Source organism: Gilvimarinus xylanilyticus, from assembly GCF_024195295.1.
GTDB lineage: Bacteria > Pseudomonadota > Gammaproteobacteria > Pseudomonadales > Cellvibrionaceae > Gilvimarinus > Gilvimarinus xylanilyticus.
Genome location: NZ_JAMFTH010000003.1, coordinates 125,805 through 149,655 on the forward strand (window position 1 = coordinate 125,805; position 23,851 = coordinate 149,655).

At 54.6% G+C, this 23,851-nt stretch carries 20 protein-coding genes; 9 read left to right on the forward strand and 11 right to left on the reverse strand.

Going from position 1 to position 23,851, the window contains the following annotated elements; translation table 11 throughout:
* Positions 1–129: 129 nt before the first annotated feature.
* The 5 genes from arsB to M6D89_RS11140 form a co-directional block, all read right to left on the reverse strand.
* Positions 130–1,149, reverse strand: a complete 1,020-nt coding sequence (gene arsB / locus M6D89_RS11120; RefSeq protein WP_253968146.1) for an ACR3 family arsenite efflux transporter — start codon at positions 1,147–1,149, stop codon at positions 130–132.
* A 1-nt stretch (position 1,150) separates the two neighbouring features.
* Positions 1,151–1,855: an arsenical resistance protein ArsH gene (gene arsH / locus M6D89_RS11125; RefSeq protein ID WP_336297551.1), complete on the reverse strand. Its 705-nt coding sequence runs from the start codon at positions 1,853–1,855 to the stop codon at positions 1,151–1,153.
* A complete protein-coding gene (locus M6D89_RS11130; RefSeq protein WP_253968147.1) occupies positions 1,848–2,324 on the reverse strand; it encodes an arsenate reductase ArsC in 477 nt (158 codons plus the stop codon). Before M6D89_RS11130 ends, arsH begins: the two co-directional genes overlap by 8 nt.
* A 53-nt stretch (positions 2,325–2,377) precedes the next feature.
* Positions 2,378–2,701, reverse strand: a complete 324-nt coding sequence (locus M6D89_RS11135) for a metalloregulator ArsR/SmtB family transcription factor (protein ID WP_253968148.1) — start codon at positions 2,699–2,701, stop codon at positions 2,378–2,380.
* Between the two features lie 85 nt (positions 2,702–2,786).
* Complete coding sequence (locus tag M6D89_RS11140; protein WP_253968149.1) at positions 2,787–3,356, reverse strand: DUF922 domain-containing protein; 570 nt, start codon at positions 3,354–3,356, stop codon at positions 2,787–2,789.
* Between the two features lie 164 nt (positions 3,357–3,520).
* On the opposite strand from M6D89_RS11140, the gene M6D89_RS17385 reads away from it, so the two are divergent.
* The 3 genes from M6D89_RS17385 to serA all read left to right on the forward strand — a co-directional run bounded on the left by M6D89_RS17385 (position 3,521) and on the right by serA (position 7,933).
* Complete coding sequence (locus M6D89_RS17385) at positions 3,521–5,860, forward strand: methyl-accepting chemotaxis protein (protein ID WP_253968150.1); 2,340 nt, start codon at positions 3,521–3,523, stop codon at positions 5,858–5,860.
* Between the two features lie 43 nt (positions 5,861–5,903).
* Positions 5,904–6,629 (forward strand): tRNA (N6-threonylcarbamoyladenosine(37)-N6)-methyltransferase TrmO, encoded by a 726-nt coding sequence (gene tsaA / locus M6D89_RS11150; RefSeq protein ID WP_253968151.1) that lies wholly within the window; start codon positions 5,904–5,906, stop codon positions 6,627–6,629.
* A 74-nt stretch (positions 6,630–6,703) separates the two neighbouring features.
* Positions 6,704–7,933 (forward strand): phosphoglycerate dehydrogenase, encoded by a 1,230-nt coding sequence (gene serA, locus M6D89_RS11155; RefSeq protein ID WP_253968152.1) that lies wholly within the window; start codon positions 6,704–6,706, stop codon positions 7,931–7,933.
* 4 nt (positions 7,934–7,937) lie between these two features.
* On the opposite strand, the gene M6D89_RS11160 is transcribed toward serA, so the two are convergent.
* Both M6D89_RS11160 and M6D89_RS11165 read right to left on the reverse strand, forming a co-directional pair.
* Positions 7,938–9,710, reverse strand: a complete 1,773-nt coding sequence (locus M6D89_RS11160; RefSeq protein WP_253968153.1) for a hypothetical protein — start codon at positions 9,708–9,710, stop codon at positions 7,938–7,940.
* Between the two features lie 72 nt (positions 9,711–9,782).
* Entirely contained in the window at positions 9,783–10,967 is a 1,185-nt protein-coding gene (locus M6D89_RS11165) for a TonB family protein (RefSeq protein ID WP_253968154.1), read from the reverse strand.
* 148 nt (positions 10,968–11,115) lie between these two features.
* On the opposite strand from M6D89_RS11165, the gene M6D89_RS11170 reads away from it, so the two are divergent.
* The 4 genes from M6D89_RS11170 to M6D89_RS11185 all read left to right on the forward strand — a co-directional run bounded on the left by M6D89_RS11170 (position 11,116) and on the right by M6D89_RS11185 (position 14,855).
* Positions 11,116–13,119: a protein-disulfide reductase DsbD family protein gene (locus tag M6D89_RS11170; protein ID WP_253968155.1), complete on the forward strand. Its 2,004-nt coding sequence runs from the start codon at positions 11,116–11,118 to the stop codon at positions 13,117–13,119.
* On the forward strand, positions 13,119–13,724 hold the full coding sequence (locus tag M6D89_RS11175; RefSeq protein ID WP_253968156.1) for a thioredoxin family protein: 606 nt from the start codon (positions 13,119–13,121) through the stop codon (positions 13,722–13,724). The genes M6D89_RS11170 and M6D89_RS11175 overlap by 1 nt, the downstream gene beginning before the upstream one ends.
* Positions 13,725–13,851: 127 nt before the next feature.
* Positions 13,852–14,442 carry a DUF938 domain-containing protein gene (locus M6D89_RS11180; RefSeq protein WP_253968157.1) on the forward strand — a complete coding sequence of 197 codons (591 nt, stop codon included), beginning with the start codon at positions 13,852–13,854 and terminating at the stop codon, positions 14,440–14,442.
* The gene (locus tag M6D89_RS11185; RefSeq protein ID WP_253968158.1) at positions 14,439–14,855 is read left to right on the forward strand and encodes an MAPEG family protein; all 417 of its coding nucleotides are present in this window, start codon (positions 14,439–14,441) and stop codon (positions 14,853–14,855) included. The genes M6D89_RS11180 and M6D89_RS11185 overlap by 4 nt, the downstream gene beginning before the upstream one ends.
* 603 nt (positions 14,856–15,458) lie before the next feature.
* Here the strand turns inward: M6D89_RS11185 and M6D89_RS11190 are convergent.
* On the reverse strand, positions 15,459–15,968 hold the full coding sequence (locus tag M6D89_RS11190) for a hypothetical protein (RefSeq protein ID WP_253968159.1): 510 nt from the start codon (positions 15,966–15,968) through the stop codon (positions 15,459–15,461).
* 156 nt (positions 15,969–16,124) lie between these two features.
* Between M6D89_RS11190 and M6D89_RS11195 the strand changes: the two genes are divergently transcribed.
* Positions 16,125–16,271 carry an MAPEG family protein gene (locus M6D89_RS11195; RefSeq protein ID WP_256504617.1) on the forward strand — a complete coding sequence of 49 codons (147 nt, stop codon included), beginning with the start codon at positions 16,125–16,127 and terminating at the stop codon, positions 16,269–16,271.
* Between the two features lie 693 nt (positions 16,272–16,964).
* On the opposite strand, the gene M6D89_RS11200 is transcribed toward M6D89_RS11195, so the two are convergent.
* The 3 genes from M6D89_RS11200 to M6D89_RS11210 all read right to left on the reverse strand — a co-directional run bounded on the left by M6D89_RS11200 (position 16,965) and on the right by M6D89_RS11210 (position 19,262).
* Positions 16,965–17,606: a hypothetical protein gene (locus tag M6D89_RS11200; RefSeq protein WP_253968161.1), complete on the reverse strand. Its 642-nt coding sequence runs from the start codon at positions 17,604–17,606 to the stop codon at positions 16,965–16,967.
* Positions 17,607–17,805: 199 nt separating this feature from the next.
* Positions 17,806–18,315 carry a Z-ring associated ZapG family protein gene (locus M6D89_RS11205; RefSeq protein ID WP_253968162.1) on the reverse strand — a complete coding sequence of 170 codons (510 nt, stop codon included), beginning with the start codon at positions 18,313–18,315 and terminating at the stop codon, positions 17,806–17,808.
* A gap of 101 nt (positions 18,316–18,416) precedes the next feature.
* Entirely contained in the window at positions 18,417–19,262 is an 846-nt protein-coding gene (locus tag M6D89_RS11210) for a hypothetical protein (protein WP_253968163.1), read from the reverse strand.
* Positions 19,263–20,042: 780 nt separating this feature from the next.
* Between M6D89_RS11210 and M6D89_RS11215 the strand changes: the two genes are divergently transcribed.
* Positions 20,043–23,624, forward strand: coding sequence for a 3-keto-alpha-glucoside-1,2-lyase-like domain-containing protein (locus tag M6D89_RS11215; RefSeq protein WP_253968164.1), 3,582 nt, complete (start codon positions 20,043–20,045; stop codon positions 23,622–23,624).
* Positions 23,625–23,851: the final 227 nt, after the last annotated feature.

Here is a 23,851-nt window from a genome sequence, read left to right on the forward strand (position 1 = left end):
GTGACAGCAATATGAAGGTTTTATTTCAGCCGGGCAGGCGAAGGAAATTATGCTGAAAGAATAAGGAGGGGGAGATAAGCGGCCACTAACACCCGATGGCCGCAGGGATGAAATTTCTAACGCTCAGGGTTAAGCATCGCCAAACCAGTGGCGGGTGCGATTGGCAAAGGCCACCAGCGATAACATCACCGGCACTTCAACCAAAACTCCCACCACGGTCGCGAGCGCCGCGCCCGAGTGCAAGCCAAACAGGGAAATGGCCACCGCCACCGCCAGCTCAAAAAAGTTTGAGGTAGCAATCATACAGGCCGGAGCCGCCACCTGATGGCGGAGTTTAAGCTTATGCGCCGCCCAATAGGCCAAGGCGAAAATCCCGTAGGTTTGAATCAAAAGCGGAATCGCGATCAGCACAATCGCCAGGGGTTCGGCCAGAATGCGCTCGGCCTGCAAAGCAAACAACACCACAATAGTGGCCAATAAACCCACAATCGACAGCGGCTTACTGCGGTGCAAAAAGTTGTCTAAGGCATCCGCGCCACGTCCTAAAAGATGGCGCCGCACTAACATACCGGCCACCAACGGCAGCACCACATAAAGCCCCACCGACAGCAACAGAGTTTCCCAGGGCACGGCTATATCGGTCACCCCCAGCAACAAGCCGGCAATGGGGGCAAAGGCCACCACCATGATTAAATCATTAACCGACACCTGCACCAGCGTGTATGTGGCATCGCCGCGGGTCAGATGACTCCAGATAAACACCATAGCGGTACAAGGTGCCACCCCCAGTAAAATCATACCGGCAATATATTCATTGGCCGTTTCCGGCTCGACAATACCGGCAAAAATATAGTGAAAGAACAACACCCCGATGGCCGCCATGGTAAAAGGCTTAATCAACCAGTTAATGGCCAGTGTTAGAAAAAGCCCCTTGGGGTCTTTGCCCACATCTTTGACCGAGGCAAAATCCACCTGCACCATCATGGGAAAGATCATCAGCCAGATCAGCACCGCCACCGGCAAATTCACCCGCGCCCACTCAAGGGCTGCCACAGCAGAGAAAAACCCCGGAAACACACTCCCCAAAGCCACACCGGCGACAATGCCTATTGCCACCCACAAGGATAAATACCGCTCGAAAACGCCCATGCTATAGCTCCTTTTGATTGACGCGCTTGGATAGCTCGGCGGCAGACTCCACCCGCTCGGAATAGCGGTCCACCAAGTAGTCTTCGCGCCCCTGCACCAGTAGGGTAAATTTCATCAGCTCTTCCATTACATCCACAATACGGTTGTAGTAACTGGAAGGCTTCATTCGGTCATTGTCATCAAACTCTAAAAAGGCCTTGGCCACAGATGACTGGTTGGGAATGGTCAGCATACGCATCCACCGGCCCAGCACCCGCAACTGATTGACCACATTAAACGACTGCGAGCCGCCGCACACCTGCATCACCGCCAGGGTTTTGCCCTGGGTGGGACGCACCGCCCCAAGGCTAAGGGGAATCCAGTCTATCTGAGCTTTCATAATGCCGGTCATAGAACCGTGACGCTCGGGCGAGCACCACACCATGCCATCGCACCAGGTGGCCAGCTCGCGCAGCTCGGCCACCTTGGGGTGATCGGCCTCTTCGCTATCGGGTAAAGGCAGCCCGGAGGGGTTAAAAATTCGCGTCTCGGCACCAAACTCACGCAGCAAGCGCTCGGCCTCTTCCACCACTAATCGGCTAAACGAGCGCGGCCGCAAAGAGCCATACAGCAGTAGGATTTTGGGCGCTCGGGCACCGCTGGCCGCCAACCTTTCTTTATCGATTGTCTGCAGCGCATCGCGCTGAATGTTAGGCAAATCAGTCACGGTAAACCTCCTGCTCGCCTACTTGATTGGCCAAATCGGTTAACTGCGCCGAGGACAACTCTTCTAAAGGAGCCTTTAGTAACGCGCCAATACGACGCTCCAGCACATTCACCACCGCATCAAAAGCGCTGGCAGAATCATCGGCACGCGAAGGATCAGGCAAACCCCAGTGGGCTTTAGCGGCGTCTCCCATCCACAGCGGGCAGGCTTCACCGGCGGCACTGTCGCACACGGTTATCACCAAATCCGGCTGGTAATCGGCAAAGTCATCCCAGCTCTGGCTTTTTAAACCCTCGGTGTTAACGCCCTTGTCCTGCAAATAATCGACTGTGAGCGGATGGATGCGCCCGGCGGGCTGGCTACCCGCGCTGGCCGCTTGTAAACGACCTTCCCCCAGCCGATTGGCCGTCACCTCTGCCAGCACGCTGCGGCACGCGTTATGAGTACACACAAACAGCAATTTTTTCATTCCAGCCTCCTTTAAATATATATGGTTTTTCGCATATTAATGCACAAAAAAATTCAGTCGCAGCAGCGCGCCTCACCCAAGCGAGCCAAGGCGTCTTTTAAATAGGCGCGATTACCCCCGGCGGCCTGCTCGATAACTGACGCCGCCCAAGCCGGCAACTGCGGGTTCAAGCGGTAATACATCCACTGCCCCTGGCGGCGGGCCACTAGCAGCTCACATTCGCGCAGCTGCGCTAAATGGCGCGACACCTTGGGCTGGCTTTCAGCAATGGCGTCAACCAAATCGCACACACACAACTCGCCTTTGTGCTGCAGTAAAAGCACGCAGTGCAGGCGGGTCTCATCGGCTAAACACTTAAAAAAGCTAACTGGGTTCATGTCGGTCTCGGGGTAAAAAGGCAGAATATATGGAAAATCGCATATACTCAAGCAGTAGCTTTACGTGTCAAGCAATCTCCCTCGATCAATCGGGTAAGCTCACCCCCTGCTCGGCGCCATAGTCGGTCATCTCATCAAACGCGCGGGCCTTTTCGCGGTGCTCGCTCACAATGGATTCGGCCAGGGTGTCCACCTGCTGCTCCAGCGCTTCACAGTTATCGGCGGGCGGCAGCTGACTGACCTGTAACTCAATTTTATTCACCGCCTGAATCGCCACGACATAGTGCCCCACCAAATGGCGCTGAAGCTTCTCAACATAATCGTTAAACGTCTGCTGCAGCTCGGTATCTTCACTGGCCAGGGCGGGCAGCTGCATCAGGGTATCCAAGTCTACGGTTATGGCGTCTACCTCACAGCGCTGTTCTTGCTCTGCCACCTCCAAGTGCCAGTTAATCGTCCAGCGGTTATAGCCGTGCAGCTTGCGCTCACCTTCGGTAATGGGCGATGCACTATCCAGCGCCTCGCGCAGGCTCATCTCGCTTTGCGCCGGGCCTGGTACTTCGTAATAGGCGTAGTCGAGCATCTCGCGCACCTCGGCCCGGGCCTGTACCACCGCCAAACATAAAGCCACCCCAACAACGCTTTTTAACCTCATAAAAGTCCCTCAAAAACTTGACGATACATGTTGTTCAGCACACCCAGAAAACCCCAAAGCCAATTGATTGACGCCCTCGCAAGCATTCCCCAGATATAAAAACGCTTGTCACAAAACCATCACAAAAGCGGCCTATGTTGTCGCCTGATTCACCGGAGGTAGTCGTGAAAATATCCACTCGGACAATGCTTGGCGCCATCAGTCTAACGGTTTTTACAGTGCTGGCCTCGGCCGGCAGTATTGGCATACTAACCCTTAAAGACAGTGGTAAAGCCATAGAGGCCAACCTGGAAAAACAGTTCCACGCGATTGCCGTAGGCCGACAAACCGCCATCGACAATAGCTTTGCGCAATACCAGGACCTGCTCAGCTCGCTCGCCCGCGGTCGAATGACCCAAGAGGCCCTCTATGGTTTGATTCGCCCTTTTGGCTCCTACCGCTACGAGGTGGGCATTATGGACAAAAATGCCCTGTCCGACGAGCTACAAGCCTGGTATCAGAATCAGTTCGCCCCCCATTACCGTGAGCAGAGCGGTGGTATTGATGCGCCGGTAGAGCAATGGCTCGGCAGCATGAGCATTGAAGCCAAACTGATACAGCACTTTTATTTGCAGACCAACCCGGGCTGGCCCAACCAGCTGGCCCACATGAGCGATCGCAGTGACGCCACTATTTACGGCCAGCAACACCGCAAATACCACGCAAGCTTTCGCGACCTGGTGCAGCGTTTCGAGCTGGGCGATTTAATGCTGGTGGACCACAACAGTCAGAAGGTGATCTATTCGGTCAACAAGGGACCGCAGCTGGGCACATCCCTAATCCAGGGGCCTTTTAAAAATACCTCGCTGGCGAGCTTGGTAAAGCAGCTGAGGCAGGCGCCCGACCAGTTTGCGATCTCGGATTTTACCCGCAGCCCTTTTAGCTTTAATCGCCTGAGCGGCTTTATGGGGGTTGCGGTTTATCACGACGCCCACAGCCCCGAGCGCCCCGTTGGCTACTTAATTGCCGAAGTGCCCGCCAGCTTATTGGACCAACTGGTATCCAACCAGGGGCGCTGGCAAGAAATGGGGCTGGGCCAAAGCGGCGATGTTTACCTGGCCGATAACCGGGGGCGGGTGTTAACCGCCTTGCGCGCGCAACAACAAAACCCGACCGAGCTGATCGAGCAGCTAAACCGCGCGGGGCTGACCCAGCAGGCCAGCGCGCTGCGCCGCCACACCGACGGCGGTGGCTGGCTGACCATAGACACGCCACCGGTGCGGGCCGCCAGCCGCGGCGAAGCAGGGGTGGATAGCACACAGGATTACCTGGGCCGCACCATGTACACCGCCTGGCAGCCCGTCCGGCTTGGCGGGCAGAGCTACGCCCTGATTGTGCAGCAGAGTCCGGATGAAGTTTTCGCTGCCCTGAGCGAGCTGCGCGGTCGGGTGATTGGCAGCATTGCCCTGGCCGCGGCCGTGCTGATTTTGCTGGCCGCCATGGCCGCCTTTTGCTTTTCCCGCTACCTCGCCCGCCCCATGACCCGCCTGGCTGCCACAATTGAAACGGCGGCCAAGTCGCGAGATTTACGAGCCAGCTTTGACACCTCGCGCAGCGATGAAGTGGGCGATATTAGCCGCAGCTTGAACAGCCTGTTTAGCGCACTCAGCACCACCTTGCATACGGTGCAGCACGCCATGCACGATTCGGCCAGCACCGCCACCGAAAACGCCGCCACCAGTGCCAGCTGCCGACGCGACGCACAAACCCAACGCCGCGAGATGGGCGAAGTGGATCGCGAGCTTGACCAAGTAGGCCAGGCGTTGCAGCAAATGCACAGTGAGCTATACGCCAGCGCCGAGAAAACCCGCGACACCAGTCAGGAGGCGCGCTCAGGCAAGCACCAAATGCGCGATGTGGTCGAGCAGGTTAATCGCCTGCAAACCCAAATCGCACACTCGGGCGAGAGCATGCAGGCGCTGACCGACGCGGCGGACGCCATTGTCGCGGTGGTGGACACCATCAAAGGCGTGGCCGAACAAACCAACCTGCTGGCACTCAATGCCGCCATTGAGGCCGCTCGGGCGGGCGAACACGGCCGCGGATTTGCGGTGGTGGCCGACGAGGTCAGACGCTTATCGGCCAGTACGCACGACGCCACAGGCGAAATCCAGCAACTGATCGACCGCCTGCGCACCACCGTCGACTCAACCGCCCAGGGGCTGGCCGGCGAGCGCGAGAGCGCTGCCCGCTGCGTGGAGCTGGCCAGTGCCACCGAGCAATCGCTCAGCCTGATTCAGCGCTCGGTGGCAGATATCGAAGCGGTGATGGCGCGTATCGCCGATCAGTCAGAAGGCGAGTGCCAGCGCGCCGATCACAGTCGCAACGCCCTTACCACGTTGCTGCAGACCGTGGACCATACCGACGCCTCCATCGCCCAGATGGCCCACAGTGCCGAGCGCCAGAAGGAGATTGCCCAGACCAGCTTGGAAAGCTTAAACGTCATTCGCCTGGCCGAGAAATAGTTTACACTGGCGCTTTGCTTAGCGGCGCCATGTCTTACGTACCATGTCTTACGTACTAGAACCCATCGGAGCGGTGCGTTCCTGCTTTACCGCCAAATTCGGCATTCCCCGCCAAAGCGGGCTGGCGAGCAACGCCCGCGCGGTGCTGGAGTTTTACCCGCCCTATGATCAGGCCAGCGCGTTTACAGGGTTGGAAGAGTGCAGCCACCTGTGGGTGGAATTTATTTTTCACCAGTTCAAGGCCACCGAATTCCGCCCCCGAGTGCGCCCGCCGCGCTTGGGCGGCAACCAAACCCTGGGGGTATTCGCCACCCGCGCGCCCAACCGCCCCAACCGTCTGGGCCTGTCGGTGGTTAAACTGGAACGAGTCGAAATAACCGGCGGCAAAGCCCGCCTGCACATCAGCGGCCACGACCTGTTAGACGGCACCCCGATTCTGGACATAAAACCCTATGTCCCCTACGCCGACAACCTACCCGAGGCGCGCAACACCATTGCCCCGGCCCCGCCGGCGCTTATCCCCGTACGCTTTAGCGAGCCGGCATTGGAGCAGTGCAAAAACCACAGCGCCCGCCTGGGCCAAGCGCTGCAGCCGTTGATTGAGCAACTGCTGGCCCAAGACCCTCGCCCCCAGTACCAACAACCGGACCCCGAACGCCGCTACGCCATGACCCTGTTTGATCTGGATGTGGCCTGGCACTATTGGCTGAAGGGGGAAAGTCATGGGGTCGAGGTTTGTAGCGTCCGACGTCTGACGTCTGACGTCTGACGGGTTTTATGCTATCATCGCGCGCTTTTCCTACCCCCTAAATCCATTCGCCGCAAGCTGAGGTCTGACCGACTATGGCCAAGAAGTCACTGGACAAAAGCAAGATTAAGTTTCTGCTGCTGGAGGGCGTCCACCAGAGCGCCATCGAAACCCTGCACGCCGCCGGTTACGAGAACATTGAGTATCTGAAAACCGCCCTGTCCGAGGACGATTTGATTGAAAAAATCAAAGACGCCCACTTTGTCGGTCTGCGCTCGCGCACCCAATTGACCCGCCGGGTGTTTGAAAACGCGCCCAAGCTGATTGCCGCTGGCTGCTTCTGCATTGGCACCAACCAGGTAGATTTGCAAGCGGCCCAGGAGCACGGCGTCGCGGTCTTTAATGCGCCCTACTCCAACACCCGCTCGGTAGCCGAGCTAGTGGTGGCCGAAGCCATCTTGATGATGCGCGGCATTCCCGAGAAAAACATTGTCTGCCATCGCGGTGGCTGGTTGAAATCGGCGGCGGGCTCTTACGAAATTCGCGGCAAAACCCTGGGCCTGATCGGCTACGGCTCGATCGGCAGCCAGACCAGTGTGCTGGCCGAATCCATGGGCATGAAGGTCAAGTTTTACGATGTAATCGCCAAGCTGCCTTTGGGCAACGCCTCGCAGGTGCGCTCGCTGGATGAGCTGCTGCAAAGCGCCGACATTATCAGCCTGCATGTACCGGAAACCGGCTCGACCAAAAATATGATTGGCGAGCGCGAGCTGGGGCTGATGAAAAAAGGCGCCTACTTAATTAACGCCTCGCGCGGTACCGTGGTGGATATTGATGCCCTGGCCACAGCGGTTACAAACAAGCACATTGCCGGCGCGGCGATTGATGTATTCCCGGTCGAGCCCAAAGGCAACGACGACGAATTTGTCAGCCCACTGCGCGGCCTGGACAATGTCATCCTCACGCCCCACATCGGTGGCTCCACCCAGGAAGCTCAGGAAAACATCGGTGTAGAAGTGGCGGAGAAACTGGTGCGCTACTCGGATAACGGCACCACCATTACCTCGGTCAACTTCCCCGAGGTGGCGCTGCCCGAACACCCCGACGCCCACCGCCTGCTGCACGTGCACGCCAATGTGCCCGGCGTGCTGTCGGCCATTAACCGGGTATTTTCGGACAACGACATCAATATTTCGTCGCAGTACCTGCAGACCAACGACAAGGTCGGCTATGTGGTGCTGGATGTACACTCGCCCTACAGCGAAACCGCGCTGGAGCAGCTGCGCAATATCGAGGGCACCATTCGCTGCCGGGTCTTGTTCTAAACAATCAATCCAACTGATCCAGCGTCTGCGCCAGCTTGGCAATTTCGCTGTCTACCACGCCCCCGGTTTGCCGCAAAATGGCAAACCGGTCGGCGGCCTCACTAATCGCCGCTTCAAACACCTCGCTTAGGCCATGCTCAAGCTCGGCCATTGCCACCAGCTGGCGCATCTCAACAATCAGGTTATCCACCAGCACCTGCGCCTGCTCTGTGCCATAAGCGTACTGAATTTCAATATTGGCGACGCTTTCTTTCACGCCGGTCACCAACTCGGCAATACGTAGCTGGTGATTCTGCAATTCGTATAAATCGTTCGCGTGCTCCAGCTGTAATTCGGCCAAAGTGCCCAAAAAGTGACTCCATTCGACCAACTGAGCGGCTCGCAGGCTCACCTGCATTTGCACGGGAAAAAGCGCACGCAAAGCGCCAACGGCCAAAAGCAGACCCCGCTCGTTCTCCACGGGCTCGGCCTCTGCCTCTAATGTGGCGAGCGTCTGCTTTATTCCCGCATCGGGGTATTCGCTGAAATTGTAAAACCGTTGCGCGCCCGCGTGTGTTACCGCAAAGGCCAGGGGCCAATCCAGTGCGGTAAATACACGGGCCAATAAACTCGCCACCTCTTCCACACTGGAGGCGCTAACCACTTCTCGGGCAAAAACCTGCAGCTGCAAGAACACCGCATCATTACCCCCGCTATCAGGTGCGACGGAAACTTCCAGCTTGGCGTAGAGGTCATCCACCTCACTCTCTAAGGTCTGAATACAGCTCTCGGTCTCGCGCACCAGCTGTTCTAAGCGCGCCACTTCATCGCTGGCGCTGTGCTCCTCGGCATCGCGCAGGGCCCGGCGCAGACACCTTAGCTCACCTTGTAACTCGACGATTGTTTTGCGCTGAGCCTGATTGGTGAGCCGCAACTTCTCTACAAACGCCCTTTGCTGATCATCATTGGGAGCCTGCTGAACTTGCTCAAGCCAGCGGCTTGCAGCACCCGCGCCGTCCTGCAAAGCCGCCACCTGGGCCAAAACCGGGCGCTTATCGCGGTAAAGATCTGGGTCAGCCTTATGCACTTGGTGGTGCACTTTCGCCACCAAATCGCGGTGCTTATCTTGCGAGGCCAACACCGATGACAAGGACACCCGGCCATCGTCGGTTTGGGTCTGACGCTGTAAATGCGCAATAAGCGCTTGGTACTTGCGCCGGTAGCTGTTCAACTTGTCGATACGCCGGGCTAAAGTGGCATTTTCACTGTGCAGCTTTTTATTGTCTGTCTCGACCTGGCGCAGAGCCTTAAGCCGTTGACGCAACAGCCGTTCGCGATCGTTTTCCGGTTCGACCACGGGCTTAGCGTTATTGAGTAATAAGGTAATTAACCGGGCTACACGTCGCTCTAATACCAGCCAGGCGGCTTGCTCACCGGTGGCCTCATTGGCCTCTTGCTCGGCCTGTAAATACTGGTAACGCACCGAGGCAATACGGGCGCTGAACGGATCTTGCGGGGCGTAGTCACCCAGGGCTTTGCCGGTTAAATGGCGATACCGCTCCAGCGACTGAGCCGCCAGTGCGGCCCAATCCGGCGCTGCCTCCTGCGTCGGTTCGCGCTCGCTATCGGGGGTTTCGGGCTCGGTGCTGCGCCCCGCGCGCAGGCGCTGGCACAGATTCATCAGCCGCCGGGTTTGCCGCCGCAGCCTGATCACCCACCACAGCAACACCGAGGCGGCGATCAGTACTAACACCAAGAGCTGCGCGAGAATAATGACCAGCAAATTAACGTCTGCCATAGGCCTCTCTCAGAAGTACTATCCGAGTATAGCAGCCCGCTGAAAAACGCTATCCGTTCGCACTACAGCGTTTTAACTTTGCTCCAGCATAAAGGTGATAGGAAACACAAACTCAAAGTGCTCGGCGGGTAAGGAATCGGGCACCGGCGGGTAGGGGGCGGCATCTTCAATCGCGTCTTCCACCGCATCGTCCAGCTGCTTATAACCCGACTCCAGCAACGGCTGAATATCCACCAGCTCGCCATTGCCATCGATCACTACCGCCATGCGCACACTGCCGGTCTGGCGCAGCTTCATGGCCCGGCGCGGATACTTAATTTCCTGATGGGTCAGCTTAACCAATAAGGCGGTATAGTCTTGCAGCACCTGCAGCGACTCGACCGAGAAATTGGGCAGGTCCTGCTCTTCTTGCGCGGGGGCCGAGGACTGAGCCTGCGCAACCTCAGTGGAGGGGTCTGGCTCCGGCTCAGCCGGTGATTCGACTGTACTGGAGACAGCGGCGCTTATCTCGCCCGCCGGCGTACTGTGCGAGGCAACCTCGGCGGCACTGGCCAACTCGGGCGGTTCGGGTAACGGCTGGGCGGCTTTCACGACCGACACAGTGGCGGAGGCTTGCGATGACGACTGCGCTGGCGCCTGGGGCTCGGGCGGGGCAAGCCAGCTGGCCACCACTTCGCGGCGCTGGGCTGTGGGCTCTATGCTCATAAACCGCTCGATATCCTGCCCCGCCGAAGCGCCCAAGAGTGCCGCCTTAAACTCGGTGCTGGGGGGCACCGCGCCAATCCAACCCAACAAAAGCAAATTGAAAAAGTTGGGGTCTTCTACGCTGGATAAAGTCTGCCCGTTTAAATAAATCCGCACCCCAGCGCCGTCGGTGGTTTCACTGATGCTTAACACGTCGGTGGCCCGCAAGCTTCCCTTAAGCGCGTTAAAGAAATCGGCCAGCGAGCTGGCACTGGCGCGCTGCATATCGGGGCTGGCATTAATCGCAATGCTCTGCAAAAACAGACGCGACAGCTTTCCCGCAGTCATCCGGTCGGCGGTAAATTTAAGCACCAGAGCGCGACTTCCCCGTGTATCGATAACCGCCTGTGCGGTCTCTGGCTGGCCGGGAGCGTAAAGCCCCATTAAAAACGACTCGCGCTCAAGCTCAACAAAAGGCGCCACCCCCACAGGGGCCGAGCTGGAACGCACTCCTTGCGCGCTCGCCGTCACACACACCGCCGCGATTATTAAAGCGAAAATCAATCTGCTCATTACCACAACCACTGCTTTTTAAAAGTGAATATCGAGGGCAGCGTATTATGCGTAATGGTTATTATCGTTTTGTGACAGCACATTTTCGCCAAAAAGGATTTTTCGGGTTAGAGTGCAAGCCTTACTTATTACATAAAGCACAGGGTTTATGAGTTTTATTATTCGCTGCTTTTTACTTTGCGTGGTCTGCTTTGTCAGCCAGACAGGCGTGGCGCAAACCGAGGCCTCGGGCGATCACGTGCGCGTGCGACTACTGGCCCCGGAACAACTCGCCGCCGGACAAACCCACACGCTGGGTTTTTACTTCGAGGTCGACCCCCACTGGCATGTGTACTGGCGCAACGCCGGCGACTCGGGTGCGGCACCTAAATTTAATATCCGCAGCAACGGCGCCAGCACTGGCGATATTCAGTGGCCCTTTCCCACCCGCCTGCCGGTGGAGCATTTAACCAACCTGGGTTACGAAGGCAATGTCGCCTACTTATTTGAGCTGACCCCCAAGGCCGACGCAAATTCGGTAACGCTCAATATCGATCTGGAATGGCTGGTGTGCAAAATCGATTGCATCCCAGGCTTTGGCAGCATGACTACAGAGTTGCCCGTGGGCAGCGAAGCGAGCTGGAGCGCGGAAGACAAAGCGCTAATAGAAAACTGGCAGGCGCGTATTCCCCAGGCGGCTGCCAACAGCCCCTGGCAAGCCGAGTCGTTACTGACCGGCGCGGCCAATACCTTGCAACTTAGCCTGAACGGCAGCGGCGAAGCGCCCGAGGTATTTCCGCTGGACGGCGCGCTGCTGGCGGCGGCCAGCCCCGAACGCAACAGCACCGACAACGGCCACCGCTATGCCTTTAAACGCCAGCCGGGCGTCGACCTACCTGCCCACACCGGCTTTGTAATCAGCGACGGCGAACAGGCCTGGCAGCTGGACAAAGTCCCTCTAGGCAGTGCGCCACCGCCTGAGGCCAATCAACCCCTGTGGTTGTTACTGCTGGCCGCGTTTGTGGGCGGCGTTATTTTAAATTTAATGCCCTGCGTGTTCCCGGTGTTGTCGATCAAATTATTCGGCCTGATTAACAGCGGCGCAGGCGCCAGTGCTCGTACCCGCGAAGGCTTACTGTACAGCGCCGGAGTACTGGCTACCTTTGCCGCTCTGGGCGCCTTGCTGCTGGCACTGCGTGCCGGTGGCGCGGCCATTGGCTGGGGCTTTCAGTTGCAGTCCGCCCCCGTGGTGCTGGGTTTAATTGTTTTATTCTGGCTGATGGCGCTGGCCTTTAGCGGCGTATTTGAGTTCGGCCACCGTTTAATGCAAATGGCAGGCTCCGCGTCGGGCGGCTCGTTTGTCACCGGTGTGCTCGCCGTGTTTGTCGCCGCGCCTTGCACCGGGCCGTTTATGGGCGCCGCCCTGGGCGCGGCGGCGGTGCTCCCTGCGGCCTCAGCCATGGCAATATTTTTGGGGCTGGGGGCGGGCCTTGCCGCACCCTTTTTATTGCTGACCTTATCACCGGCGCTACTCGCCCGCCTGCCCCGCCCCGGCCCCTGGATGGACACCCTGCGCCAGCTTTTCGCCTTTCCTTTATACGCCACGGTTATCTGGCTGCTGTGGGTATTGGGCCAGCTAGCGGGCGACAGCGGCTGGCTGCTGGGCAGCAGCTTATTACTGACCCTGGCGTTTTGCCTGTGGCTGGGCGGCAAAGGCGGCAAGCTCTGGCGCCTGGTGGCATGGGTGCTCGCCCTGGCCGCATTGGTGGTCACCTTTGCCCGCTTAGCCCCCAGCGAATCTGCTACCACCGCAGATGATGGCATCTGGCAGGGCTACAATGCCGAATTAATTCAGCAGGCCCGCGCCGACAGCCAAGCGGTGTTTATCGACTACACCGCCGCCTGGTGCATTACCTGCCAGGTGAATAAAAAGCTGGTGCTGAATACCGAACACACCACCGAGTTGTTTAAGCAGCACAATGTGCTCGCCATTCGCGCCGACTGGACCCGTCACGACCCGGCCATTACTCAGGCGCTGAGCCAACTGGGGCGCAACTCCGTACCTGTTTACGCCTGGTATGCGCCGGGCGCCGAATCTGCCCAGCTCTTGCCGCAAATTCTGCAAGAGCGCATGATTAATGACCTATTTAAAACCTCAACAGGAGATCAGTGATGAACATCATCAAGCAAGGTTTACTGGCTAGCGTTTTATCCCTACCCGCTCTGGCATTTGCCGTTGCCACCCCGGGCGAGCCCGCGCCGGATTTTTCCGAAACCGACGCCGCAGGCGACACCCACACCCTGACCGACTACGAAGGCGAATGGCTGGTACTGGAATGGTTTAACAAAGACTGCCCCTATGTGCGCAAACACTACGGCAGCGACAATATGCAATCGTTGCAGGAAAAGTACACCGCCAAAGACGTTAACTGGCTGACTATTATTTCCTCCGCTGAAGGCAAGCAAGGCTACTTAGAACCCGCTGAAGCCATGGCCGAAGCCAAAGCCCACAACATGCACAACAGCGCCCCCCTACTGCTGGACCCGGACGGCAGCATGGGCCGCGCCTACGGCGCCAAAACCACACCGCATATGTACATCATCAACCCCGAGGGCACCTTGGTATACGCCGGCGCCATCGACGATAACGACTCCGCCAACCCAGCGGTTATCCCCGACTCTAAAAACTATGTCGTTGCCGCGCTGGATGCTGCGATGGCCGGTGAGCCGGTGGAAGAGCCATCCACTCGGGCGTATGGGTGTAGTGTTAAATACTGATGTCTGATGTCTGATGTCTGATGTCTGATGTCTGATGTCTGATGTCTGATGTCTGATGTCTGATGTCTGATGTCTAAATTATTTGGCCACTTTTCATTGAGTGGCCGCTCTTTTTTATTGTGAATTTATGTCCCTACCTTTTTCTCAAGCCTGCGAAAACAACAAAGACCCAATCCTTGCCATTTTAAAATCGGCGTTTGCCAAATCCAGTCGAATACTGGAAGTCGGCTCGGGCACCGGGCAGCACGCGGTTTACTTCGCGCCCAATCTGCCGCATGTAATCTGGCAGACCAGTGATCTGGAAATCAATCACGCCGGTATCAACCAGTGGATAAACGCCGAGCCCAGCGATAACTTACATCGGCCAGTGGTATTCGATTTATCCAACCCCCAGTGGCCGGGTAAGTTTAATGGCGTTTACTCGGCCAACACCGCGCATATTGTCAGCTGGCCTTTGGTGCAAAACCTATTTCATGAAGTGGGACAGCATTTACCCCAAGGTGGCGTTTTTGCGTTGTACGGCCCCTTTAATTACGGCGGCAAATACACCAGCGACAGCAACGCCGCTTTCGACCAAATGCTGCGCGAACGCGACCCGGCCAGCGGCATTCGCGATTTTGAAAAAATTGAAGCGTTAGCAAACGAAAACGGCTTAACGCTAAAAGAAGACTGCGCCATGCCCGCCAACAACCGTTTACTGTTATGGAGCAAGCTATGAACTACGACTACAGCGTTACCTTTATCGGCTTTTTTATCGCGTTGCTAACGCTTTTTGTCCAATCGATTATCGCCGCCGGCAGTAAAGCCAAACAACCGGGGGCGGTACCGGGCAAAATCAGCGACGAACTTTCCCACGACTCGTTTGTATTCCGCGCCCACCGCACCTTTATGAACTCGCTGGAAAATATGCCGCTGTTTATCGGCAGCGTATTTCTGGGCATTTTTGCCGGTGCCCACCCGCGCTGGTTAGGCGTGGCGGTCATGGTCTACGCTTTCGCGCGCATTGTGCATATGATTCTTTACTACGCTATTGCCACCGAGAAAAACCCCAGCCCGCGCAGTTACTTTTTTGGAATTGCGTTGTTGACGCAGATTGGGATTTTGGGGTTGGTGGGGACGGCGTTGGTCTGAGGTCTGCAGTGTTTTGACCCGCCTGAGGCGGTTTTTTTGTTCGCCCGTGTCGCCGGGCGTGGCGAGTTACTTTTCTGTTGTTTGGGCAACAGAAACCTAACGAAAAGAGAAGCCCACCCCGGCGAATGGCCCAAACGGGTGCCCTCACTACGGTCGATTTTTGAGGGCCGTATCGACAGGACGTCCGTGTCCTGGCGATACTTGCGCAAACGTCCTGTTTGCTTACCCCAAAAAATCAACCTGCGTTCGGCTCATTCGCAGGGGCTCCTTATAAATAAAGCGACGCTAAAGCGTTACTTTTTATTGATTTAAGGACACCCAAAGATTCGCGAACATCGGGATCAGGCCTTACATTTTACACATTGTGTTAAATGTATGTCCTGACCCTCACCCACTCTTCGGTTAAAAAATTGCCTAATGGGTGACCCTCATCTACTTCGGGACGAGTAAAGCTTAACGCCCACTAGAGGCAACGCTAACCAGCGTGTTGTGGCTACCGGCAGGCGTTGACGTAGGAAGCAAAAAGCCCCGTAGCTTGCTACGGGGCTTTTTGTGTAACTTAAGTAACCAACAATAATGGTGCCGGAAATGTGTTCGCAATATTTAAGAGCGATTCATCGCCTGGAGCTCGGGGATTATTTTTTCCCAGTTTTTGTCGACAAAGTCTATGTCCGCTTTACTCGGGGGCATTTGTTTTAGCAACATTGCCGTTTTTTCGTTTCCGGCGGCGGGCAGCGCATTCCCTTTAAGTTTATGTATCACCAAAAGGCCAATCCGCATTTTATTCCGCATGTAATCGCCGTAGCTGTCCCAACTCTGGTTATCCAGTATGGCTTCGGCTTTGTCATAAAGGCCTTGCTCTTTCAAGCCAGCCTCAAATAATTGGTCTTGTTTGGTGTTGCTAAGTAACATGATATCAGCCGGGTCATCGTAATCGGCGAACGCTTCTAAATCCGAAAACTCATCCATCCCGTTTTCGATGGGCCCTAGCTCGGTAGAGGTTGCTGAAATTCGCTGAATAAGCTCCATGGTTAGTGGCTCGTCGGCGGTGGCGGGAGTAGATATAAACACTAACGCGAATACAGCGCTAAGCAAGGGGGTAGTCCATTTCATTGAATGATCTCCATGATAAATACAAAGTAAAAGTGCCTAAACTAAAGCCGGATTAGGGTACGTCTTACACCGTATTGGCTGCTGTGATGTGGATCACGCCATGAGGAACAGCGGTGTCAGACCTTACGTTTTACACCTTGACGTGAAATGTAAGGCCTGACCCTCCTCTGCTCTTTCGCCCGCATTGTGCATATGATTCTTTACTACGCCATTGCCACCGAGAAAAACCCCAGCCCGCGCAGTTACTTTTTTGGGATTGCGTTGTTGGCGCAGATTGGGATTTTGGGGATGGCGTTGGTCTGAGGTCTGCAGTGTTTTGAGCCGCCTGAGGCGGGCTTTTTGTTTGCCCGTGTCGCCGGGCGTGGCGAGTTACTTTTCTGTTGTTTGGGCAACAGAAACCTAACGAAAAGAGAAGCCCACCCCGGCGAATGGCCCTAACGGGTGCCCTCACTACGGTCGATTTTTGGGGGCCGTATCGACAGGACGTCCGTGTCCTGGCGATACTTGCGCAAACGTCCTGTTTGCTTACCCCAAAAAATAAACCTGCGTTCGGCTCATTCGCAGGGGCTCCGTATAAATAAAGCGTCGCGAAAGCGTTACTTTTTATTGATTCAAAGACACCCATAGGGTATCGGGGTCAAGGGTACCGGGGTCATACAAGGGTACCGGGGTCAAAGGGTACCGGGGTCAGACCTTACAAATCACACCGGGGCCAAATTAGCCTATCTATTTCATCGTGTGAAATGCAAAGGGTACCGGGGTCAGACCTTACAAATCACACCGGGGCCAAATTAGCCTATCTATTTCATCGTGTGAAATGTAAGGCCTGACCCCGATACTTTCAGAACAAGAGGTCTTACTCCGATGTCTACAGGGGAATCATTGAGCGCAATCCAACTGCCAAAGATTAGAATTTTTAAAAATTTCAGCATAAAGCCTCTTTAGGCATATAACGCTTAAATCAGGTGCGCCGTAGGCGTCACCTGGATTTACTTGTTAGGCGCGTAATGAAAAAGGCTCTTGATTTTTAAGGAATTCAAAATCTTTTAGACCGCAGTCAAAAATTCTCTCGAAAATACTCTGGTCACCTGCATTATGAGTGCATAGACACAGATAGTAGTTCTCATCGTTATGAATAGCATAGATAATCCATTCGCCAGTAATTTTCTTCCTTTCTGAGCGTTCTTCTAATGGTTTCTCAAGAGCGTTATAGAGTAGATCATTTATCATATCCTTTGTTATGTGATCTGACTTTTCTGGCGATAGTGCTTCATCGACTATTCCCGATAGTCTACTTCCTCTCAGTTCATTCATTATATTTTGAGGGGTGAAGTGTGCAGAAAAATAATGTTTATGCCATAAACCTTTTAAAGGCTCTCTATTGAACATAGATGGAGGCTTAGTGAAGCTTCCTTCGTCTCCATTTTCTAGGGAGATTAACTCATCAATTATTTCTTTTGGAAATATCCCAAACTCGTTCTCATAAATATACAAGTCCAGCCAGAATAGCTCACTGATCCTGTTCTTCAATGAGCAATCTTCGAGATAGAAATCGCTGAATTTTTTCAATTCTTCCGAAGTAAGAGTTACATCCTTGTTGTTTAGAAAGGCAGTGTATTTTCTATTTTTTTCGAACATGTTGAACCTATTTTATATGTAGCGCCTAATAGCTAATTCATGAGCATGGTCATATATAGACATTATGTGTATATCTACCATATGTTCCTAGGCCTGAACCTCATCTCCGCATCTATAATATGGCACGCCCAAACCGGAGGTTTTAGCATCACGCGCAAGCGTCGGATAAGGCTTTATCACTTTGTTATAAATTCTTAAGCTACGTACTCATGGCCTCCTTGAATTCCTCTGCTTTTTTCTCAAAATTTTCTTGCGCCTGGTAAAACCTGGGCAATCCTCCCACCTCAATAGAATTTGGAGGAAAAAACTGAACTATATGTCCTCTAGCAGAATGTGCTGCTTTATAGCTATCCATGAGATTTGGGTAGTAGAGTGAGATGATCATCTCAACTTGCTCAAGAAAGCCAGCAACAGATGAATCTTTGACTATCTCATATGCTCTTTCCTCTGGCACTTGCCCTTTAACATACCCGATCATGCCAATATAGATACTGCCAAAATAGGATTGCCACTTTGAAAATGAAAGGTAACACTCCTCTAGCTTTTGTCTCCGGTGTTTGAGACTCTCTTGCTTTACTTCGTGATCATGCTGGGCCTTCTGCCTTTTATTATGGCCCGAATTGGTGAACATCATTACAACAGCTGCAATCACCATCGAGACTAATGCACCGATAATTGCGCCGAGTATTTGAGGTGGCAGTTCTTTCATTCCGAAATCCGATTAGATTTATAACGTATGGGTAAGAGGCCGGCTTTAGCCAGTCCCAGTAAGCGAGGCGAACGATTTTAACCAATTGTTATACGAAAAATTCACTTTCCCAACTCAAGTATCGGTGGAAGCTTTATGAGGCCAGCTTGCACTATGGTTAGAGCAGCTATGACGATGGTGAGCCAGAGCATTTTTCTTTGCGTGGATATGCTTTCAAAGTGTTTTCGCTCTTCTTCCTCGTACGACTCTATAGCTGCGATTCCATGACCAGTAATTTTATAGTGAATCTGAGATTTATTTAGATGCTCTGTTTCTGCGAGAGCGTCTAAGTAAAGCTCTATGCGGTGATGCTGATCGTCACGGCTTGGGTGTAAGTACCAACGAATGTCATACATTAAAGTCATTATGTCTAGGGAGGATATTTCTTCCCGACCGTTGAGCTCAGCTTCTAGAACGGTCTTGAGGATGTCAATTCGTTGCTTGGTGATAAGTTTTTTTCGGTTGTAAATAGTTTGTGAGATTTTGCTATGTGTAGAGTAAATCCATGCTTTTATGTATGGCGCCCTAAAAACAGTTCCGACTGCAAAATCCCACCAGCCAAAGTATGTTGTTGTATAAAGTCCATGGTAATGGGTAAATTCAAATTTATTTTCGATTAGTGATTCGAAGTCGTGCGTTGCATGTATTGAGTATCTATCTCCGTCGTATTCAAGGCACTCTAAAGAGTTGCCATTTGCTGAGCAGACAATAAGTTCTTTGCCGGCCCCCGTGGATACGCGAGTCGTATAACAGTTAACTGCGGCACCTTCATCTCCGGATCGCGGTATGCGATTTGGTGATGGCCGGCGCAGAGCTATTCCCAATAAAGCTCTTTTGATTATCGATGAAATCATGGCTTTGTGTATAACAGCTAATTTATTGGCATGGTCATATTCATATATAGACATTGTATATATCAGACCATTCGTTCATATATAAATTTACGAACCTGCAGGGACCAAGCACCCACTATTTGTTGTTTCTAGTAAGCCGCCCAAAGCCTCCACTGAAAAACAAGCAACTCAGAAACGAAAAATGAAGGGCATGCGTCAATGATTAGATACTGCCCTGTTCTGTTCCCAGCCTCCTGGCTACGCGACGGTTTTATAATTGTTTTGCGAGACAACAATAAACGCATGTATCGGTGAGGAAAATAGTGCCATGGGTTAACCCGTTTTGCAACGGGTTTACGTCGGACGTCTGATGTTGGAGGTCTGATGCAAAACACAAAATGGAAACAAGGCGACAATGCAACGAACTCGGGTGGGGTGGTCGCCCGTTTACTGATAAGCCAACCCGGTGTGCACTACGAAGTGCCGCTTTTGGGCCCCGTATATCCCGCCGAACGGAGGCCTGCTTTTTGGGGGTACGCGCACAGGACGTGCGCACAAGCATCGCCAGGCCATGGACGGCCTGTCGATGCGGCCCTGAAAAACAGGCTGGAGTGAGGGCACCCGCAGGGCGGGATCTCCGGGGTGAGTTTCTTGGCTACTTCTTTACTCATCTAAAGAAGTAGCTCACCCGCCCGGCGACCCGGGCATACAGAAAACCCCGCTTCCAGCGGCCCAATCCACATTATCAAGAAAAGTAAAACCCCCTTTCTAACATCTATGAAAACGTATGCATAAACTCCGCACCCCTGCCCGCCTGTGGCAAACTAATCCCCTAAAAATAAACAGGAGACCACCATGGGCCCGTATGCAACCCACACACTGTTAGCCAGCTTGATCGCAGGCAGCGCTTTACTCAGCGCCTGCCAACCCGATACCCCCGCCACCGAACAAAGCGTGCAAAGCCCGCCCATGACGGGGCAGATGACCGCGTTTCGCTCGGTGCTGGACGGCAAGCCCCGCGTGTTGACCCTGCGCCTGGGCGATGACTTAAGCCTTGCCTATGACACAGACGCGGGCACTTTATTTAAAGTGTTGGAAGGCCAGGTGGAGTTTTCCGGCGCGGTGTACGACCAGAAGCACGGCCCCCAGCCTGGGACCCCGGGGCGGGATTACCTGAAAAATGAAAACGCGCGCTGGCAAGGCGACATTGAATTTAAAGGCCACCGCTTAAATGGCAACACCCCCACCCTGCTGTACGCGGGCGACGGCGTAAAAATAGAGGAAACCCCCCGTTATCAGATGCAGGGGGAGCAGGCGGTGGTAACGCGCCAGTTTGTGGTCACTGGCGGTACGGCGAGTTTAAGTGGCTTACAACTGCCACAAAACCATTCTGTGAGTGGCGCAGGTGAATTGAACGGTGATCGCCTGATTCTGAAACCGGGCACTACGGAATTAACCCTACACTATTCCGCCCTGCCCCAAGCAAGCGAGCAAGCCAACGGGCAAAACGATGCACCGGCCGAGGCAGAACAGCACCCGGGCGAAGCATTAATAGCCGGTAGTGACTGCGCCGCCTGCCACAACCCCGAGGTAAAAACCGTGGGGCCGTCTTACGCCTCCATTGCGCAGCGTTATATCAATGAAAGCGGCGCGCGGGACATGCTGGCGCAAAAGATTATTGACGGCGGTGCGGGCAACTGGGGGCAAATACCCATGACCCCGCACCCCAGCTTAAGCGCCGAAGACGCCGCCACCATGGTGGATTATATTTTCACCCTGGCACCGGCTGCCGAGCCCGTTGCCGACGGTGCTAACCCCATGGCGCAACCGGCGGTGGCGGTTAACTTAAAAGACACCACGCCCGAGCTAAACGAAAACACGGCGGGCGCGCTGTTTTACCTGCATTATTTTTCCGGCGACCAACCCAATGTGGACGTACTGCGCAATACGCCACCGGCGCTGGCGGCGCACAGCGCGCAAATTCATTTGCCCGACATAGACGCCTTTGAGCCGATTAAAGAGCGTTTTGCGTATCAGGTAAAAACCAACTTAAAGCTGGACAAACCGCTGCAAACCACCTTGCGTTTGGTGAGCGACGATGGCTCGTATTTGTATTTAAACGGCGAGCTCGCCATCAACCACTGGGGCTTTCACGGCCCCGACCCCATGGATGCCAAGATCGATTTAGAAGCGGGCCTGCACCCACTGGAAATTATTTATTTTCAGGGCACCTCGGGCGCGGCGTTGTCGCTGCAATGGAAAAACCCCGCCACCGGCAAGTTTGAGTTAATCCCAGAATCCATGCTGGTGGTTACGCCCAATGATTCGCGCACGGTAGAGCCGGTGGTTACCGACCCGGACATTGTGAAAACCGTGCCCGGAGATACGCGCGAAGTGGCGGGCGTGCACCCATCATTCAATTTGCACCAGGCACGCCCAGAAGAATTTGAACCCATGGTGGGCGGGTTGGACTTTTTGCCCGACGGCCGGTTAGTGGTCTCCACCTGGGACCCGGAAGGCTCGGTGTATATTGTCTCGGATTGGGATGCGGCGCCGGAAAATATTCAGGTTAAGCGCATCGCCCGCGGGCTTGCCGAACCCTTGGGTTTAAAAGTGGTGGACGGCGATATTTACGTGCTGCAAAAGCAAGAGCTGACCCGCCTAGTGGATGTGAACGGCGATGAAATTATTGACGAGTATCGCCTGGTAGCGAACGACTGGTCCGTGACCGGCAACTTTCACGAGTTTGCCTTTGGCCTGGAGTATCAAGACGGCTATTTTTACGGCGCTTTGGCCACCGCCATTTTACCCGGCGGCGCCAGTGCCGACCCGCAAGCGCCCGATCGCGGCCACGCGTTTAAGGTGAACAAAAGCACCGGCGAAGTCACCATGATTGCCTCGGGCCTGCGCACCCCCAACGGCATAGGTTTTGGCATTGACGAGCAACTGTTTATTGCCGACAACCAAGGCGACTGGGTTCCGTCCAGCAAAATTATCGAGTTAACCGAAGGCGCCTGGTACGGTTCACGCTCGGTGGATTTTGCCGGCACCGAAAACTTAACCGAAACCCTGCCGGTGGTGTGGCTGCCGCAAGATGAAATTGGCAACTCGCCGGGCGAGCCCGCGCCGCTGAATGTCGGCCCCTACCAAAACCAGATGATTCACGGCGAAGTCACCCACGGCGGTATTAAGCGCGTGTTTGCCGAGCGCATTAACGGCCGCTTGCAGGGCGCGGTATTTCGCTTTACCCAGGGCTTAGAAGCCGGGGTTAACCGCTTGCAATGGGCGTCCGATGGCTCGCTGATTGTGGGTGGCGTAGGCAACCCCGGCAACTGGGCCCACGCCGGTGGCAAGTGGTATGGCTTGCAGCGTTTAAACTACAACGGCAATACCGCCTTTGAAATGCTAAGCGTTAGCGCGCGCAGCGACGGTTTTGAAATTACCTTTACCGAGCCGGTCGCTGCCGGGCAAAACATTACCGCCGAAGATTTTGAGGTTATTCAGTGGCGTTACGAACCCACCAGCGAATACGGCGGCCCGAAACTGGACAAAGGCCCGCTAAAAGTTGAAGCGTTTTCGCTGTCGCAAGATCGCCGCCGCGCGCAGTTTAAATTGGCCGGGCTAAAAGAAAACCACTTGGTGTATTTCCGCATTAAGCGCGGCTTTGTGAGCGAAAGCGATAACGAGTTGTGGACCACCGAAGCCTGGTACACCTTAAACGCGATTCCGGAAAATAAACCCGTTGCAATCAACACTGACTACCAGCCAAGTAATAACCACTTAAGCGAAGCGGAAAAAACCGACGGCTGGCAGTTATTGTTTGACGGTAAAACCCTAGACGGTTTACGCAATTACAACAGCGATCAATTAGGCAAGCGCTGGGTAGTGGACAATGGCGCGCTGCATTTAACCGGCCGCACCGCCGCCGACGAAGGCTGGAAAACACCGGGTGGTGGTGATGTAATCATTACCCCGGCGCCCATGGAAAACTTTGAGCTTTATTTGGAATGGAAGCTGGCCGAAGACGGCAACAGCGGTATTCTTTATAAGGTAAAAGAAACGCCCGAGCTTGAGCACTCGTACCAGAGCGGGCCCGAGTACCAGCTGCTGGATAACCCGGGCCACCCGGACGGCAAAATAGAAAAACACCGCGCGGGCGATTTGTACGATTTGATTAAATCCAAATTCGTGACCGTGCTGCCCGCCGGGCAATGGAACCGCACCCGCCTGGTGGTTAACAACGGCAAAATCGAGCACTGGTTAAACGGCTATAAACTGGTACAGGCGGATACCACCTCGCCCGAGTGGCAGCAGTTAATTGGCAACAGCAAATTTGCCGACTGGCCCGAGTTTGCCAATAACAGCGAAGGGCATATTGTGTTGCAAGACCATGGCGATAAAGTGTGGTTTCGCAATATAAAACTCAAACCGCTTTGAGCGCGTTGGCCGCTTAAATAGCTACTGCTCAATTACACTTTTGCGCCCCGTTAACCGGGGCGCGCGTATTTTTACTGGTTTATACGCACTCTGCACGCTCGGCGTGGTGCCTGCGACGGTCCGTTAGCGGGCGCGTTTTTCATCAAACTTATGGCACTTCTATTAGTAACTGGCTTATCCGGCTGTTAGTCGCTACCATTTACCATCCATGCGATACAAGGATAGGT

Coding starts and splice junctions, on each gene's coding strand:
- arsB (WP_253968146.1), bottom strand. CDS start 1,149: ATGGGCGTTTTCGAGCGGTATTTATCCTTGTGGGTGGCAATAGGCATT.
- M6D89_RS11130 (WP_253968147.1), bottom strand. CDS start 2,324: ATGAAAAAATTGCTGTTTGTGTGTACTCATAACGCGTGCCGCAGCGTG.
- M6D89_RS11135 (WP_253968148.1), bottom strand. CDS start 2,701: ATGAACCCAGTTAGCTTTTTTAAGTGTTTAGCCGATGAGACCCGCCTG.
- M6D89_RS11140 (WP_253968149.1), bottom strand. CDS start 3,356: ATGAGGTTAAAAAGCGTTGTTGGGGTGGCTTTATGTTTGGCGGTGGTA.
- tsaA (WP_253968151.1), top strand. CDS start 5,904: ATGTCTTACGTACTAGAACCCATCGGAGCGGTGCGTTCCTGCTTTACC.
- serA (WP_253968152.1), top strand. CDS start 6,704: ATGGCCAAGAAGTCACTGGACAAAAGCAAGATTAAGTTTCTGCTGCTG.
- M6D89_RS11160 (WP_253968153.1), bottom strand. CDS start 9,710: ATGGCAGACGTTAATTTGCTGGTCATTATTCTCGCGCAGCTCTTGGTG.
- M6D89_RS11165 (WP_253968154.1), bottom strand. CDS start 10,967: ATGAGCAGATTGATTTTCGCTTTAATAATCGCGGCGGTGTGTGTGACG.
- M6D89_RS11170 (WP_253968155.1), top strand. CDS start 11,116: ATGAGTTTTATTATTCGCTGCTTTTTACTTTGCGTGGTCTGCTTTGTC.
- M6D89_RS11175 (WP_253968156.1), top strand. CDS start 13,119: ATGAACATCATCAAGCAAGGTTTACTGGCTAGCGTTTTATCCCTACCC.
- M6D89_RS11180 (WP_253968157.1), top strand. CDS start 13,852: ATGTCCCTACCTTTTTCTCAAGCCTGCGAAAACAACAAAGACCCAATC.
- M6D89_RS11185 (WP_253968158.1), top strand. CDS start 14,439: ATGAACTACGACTACAGCGTTACCTTTATCGGCTTTTTTATCGCGTTG.
- M6D89_RS11190 (WP_253968159.1), bottom strand. CDS start 15,968: ATGAAATGGACTACCCCCTTGCTTAGCGCTGTATTCGCGTTAGTGTTT.
- M6D89_RS11200 (WP_253968161.1), bottom strand. CDS start 17,606: ATGTTCGAAAAAAATAGAAAATACACTGCCTTTCTAAACAACAAGGAT.
- M6D89_RS11205 (WP_253968162.1), bottom strand. CDS start 18,315: ATGAAAGAACTGCCACCTCAAATACTCGGCGCAATTATCGGTGCATTA.
- M6D89_RS11210 (WP_253968163.1), bottom strand. CDS start 19,262: ATGTCTATATATGAATATGACCATGCCAATAAATTAGCTGTTATACAC.
- M6D89_RS11215 (WP_253968164.1), top strand. CDS start 20,043: ATGGGCCCGTATGCAACCCACACACTGTTAGCCAGCTTGATCGCAGGC.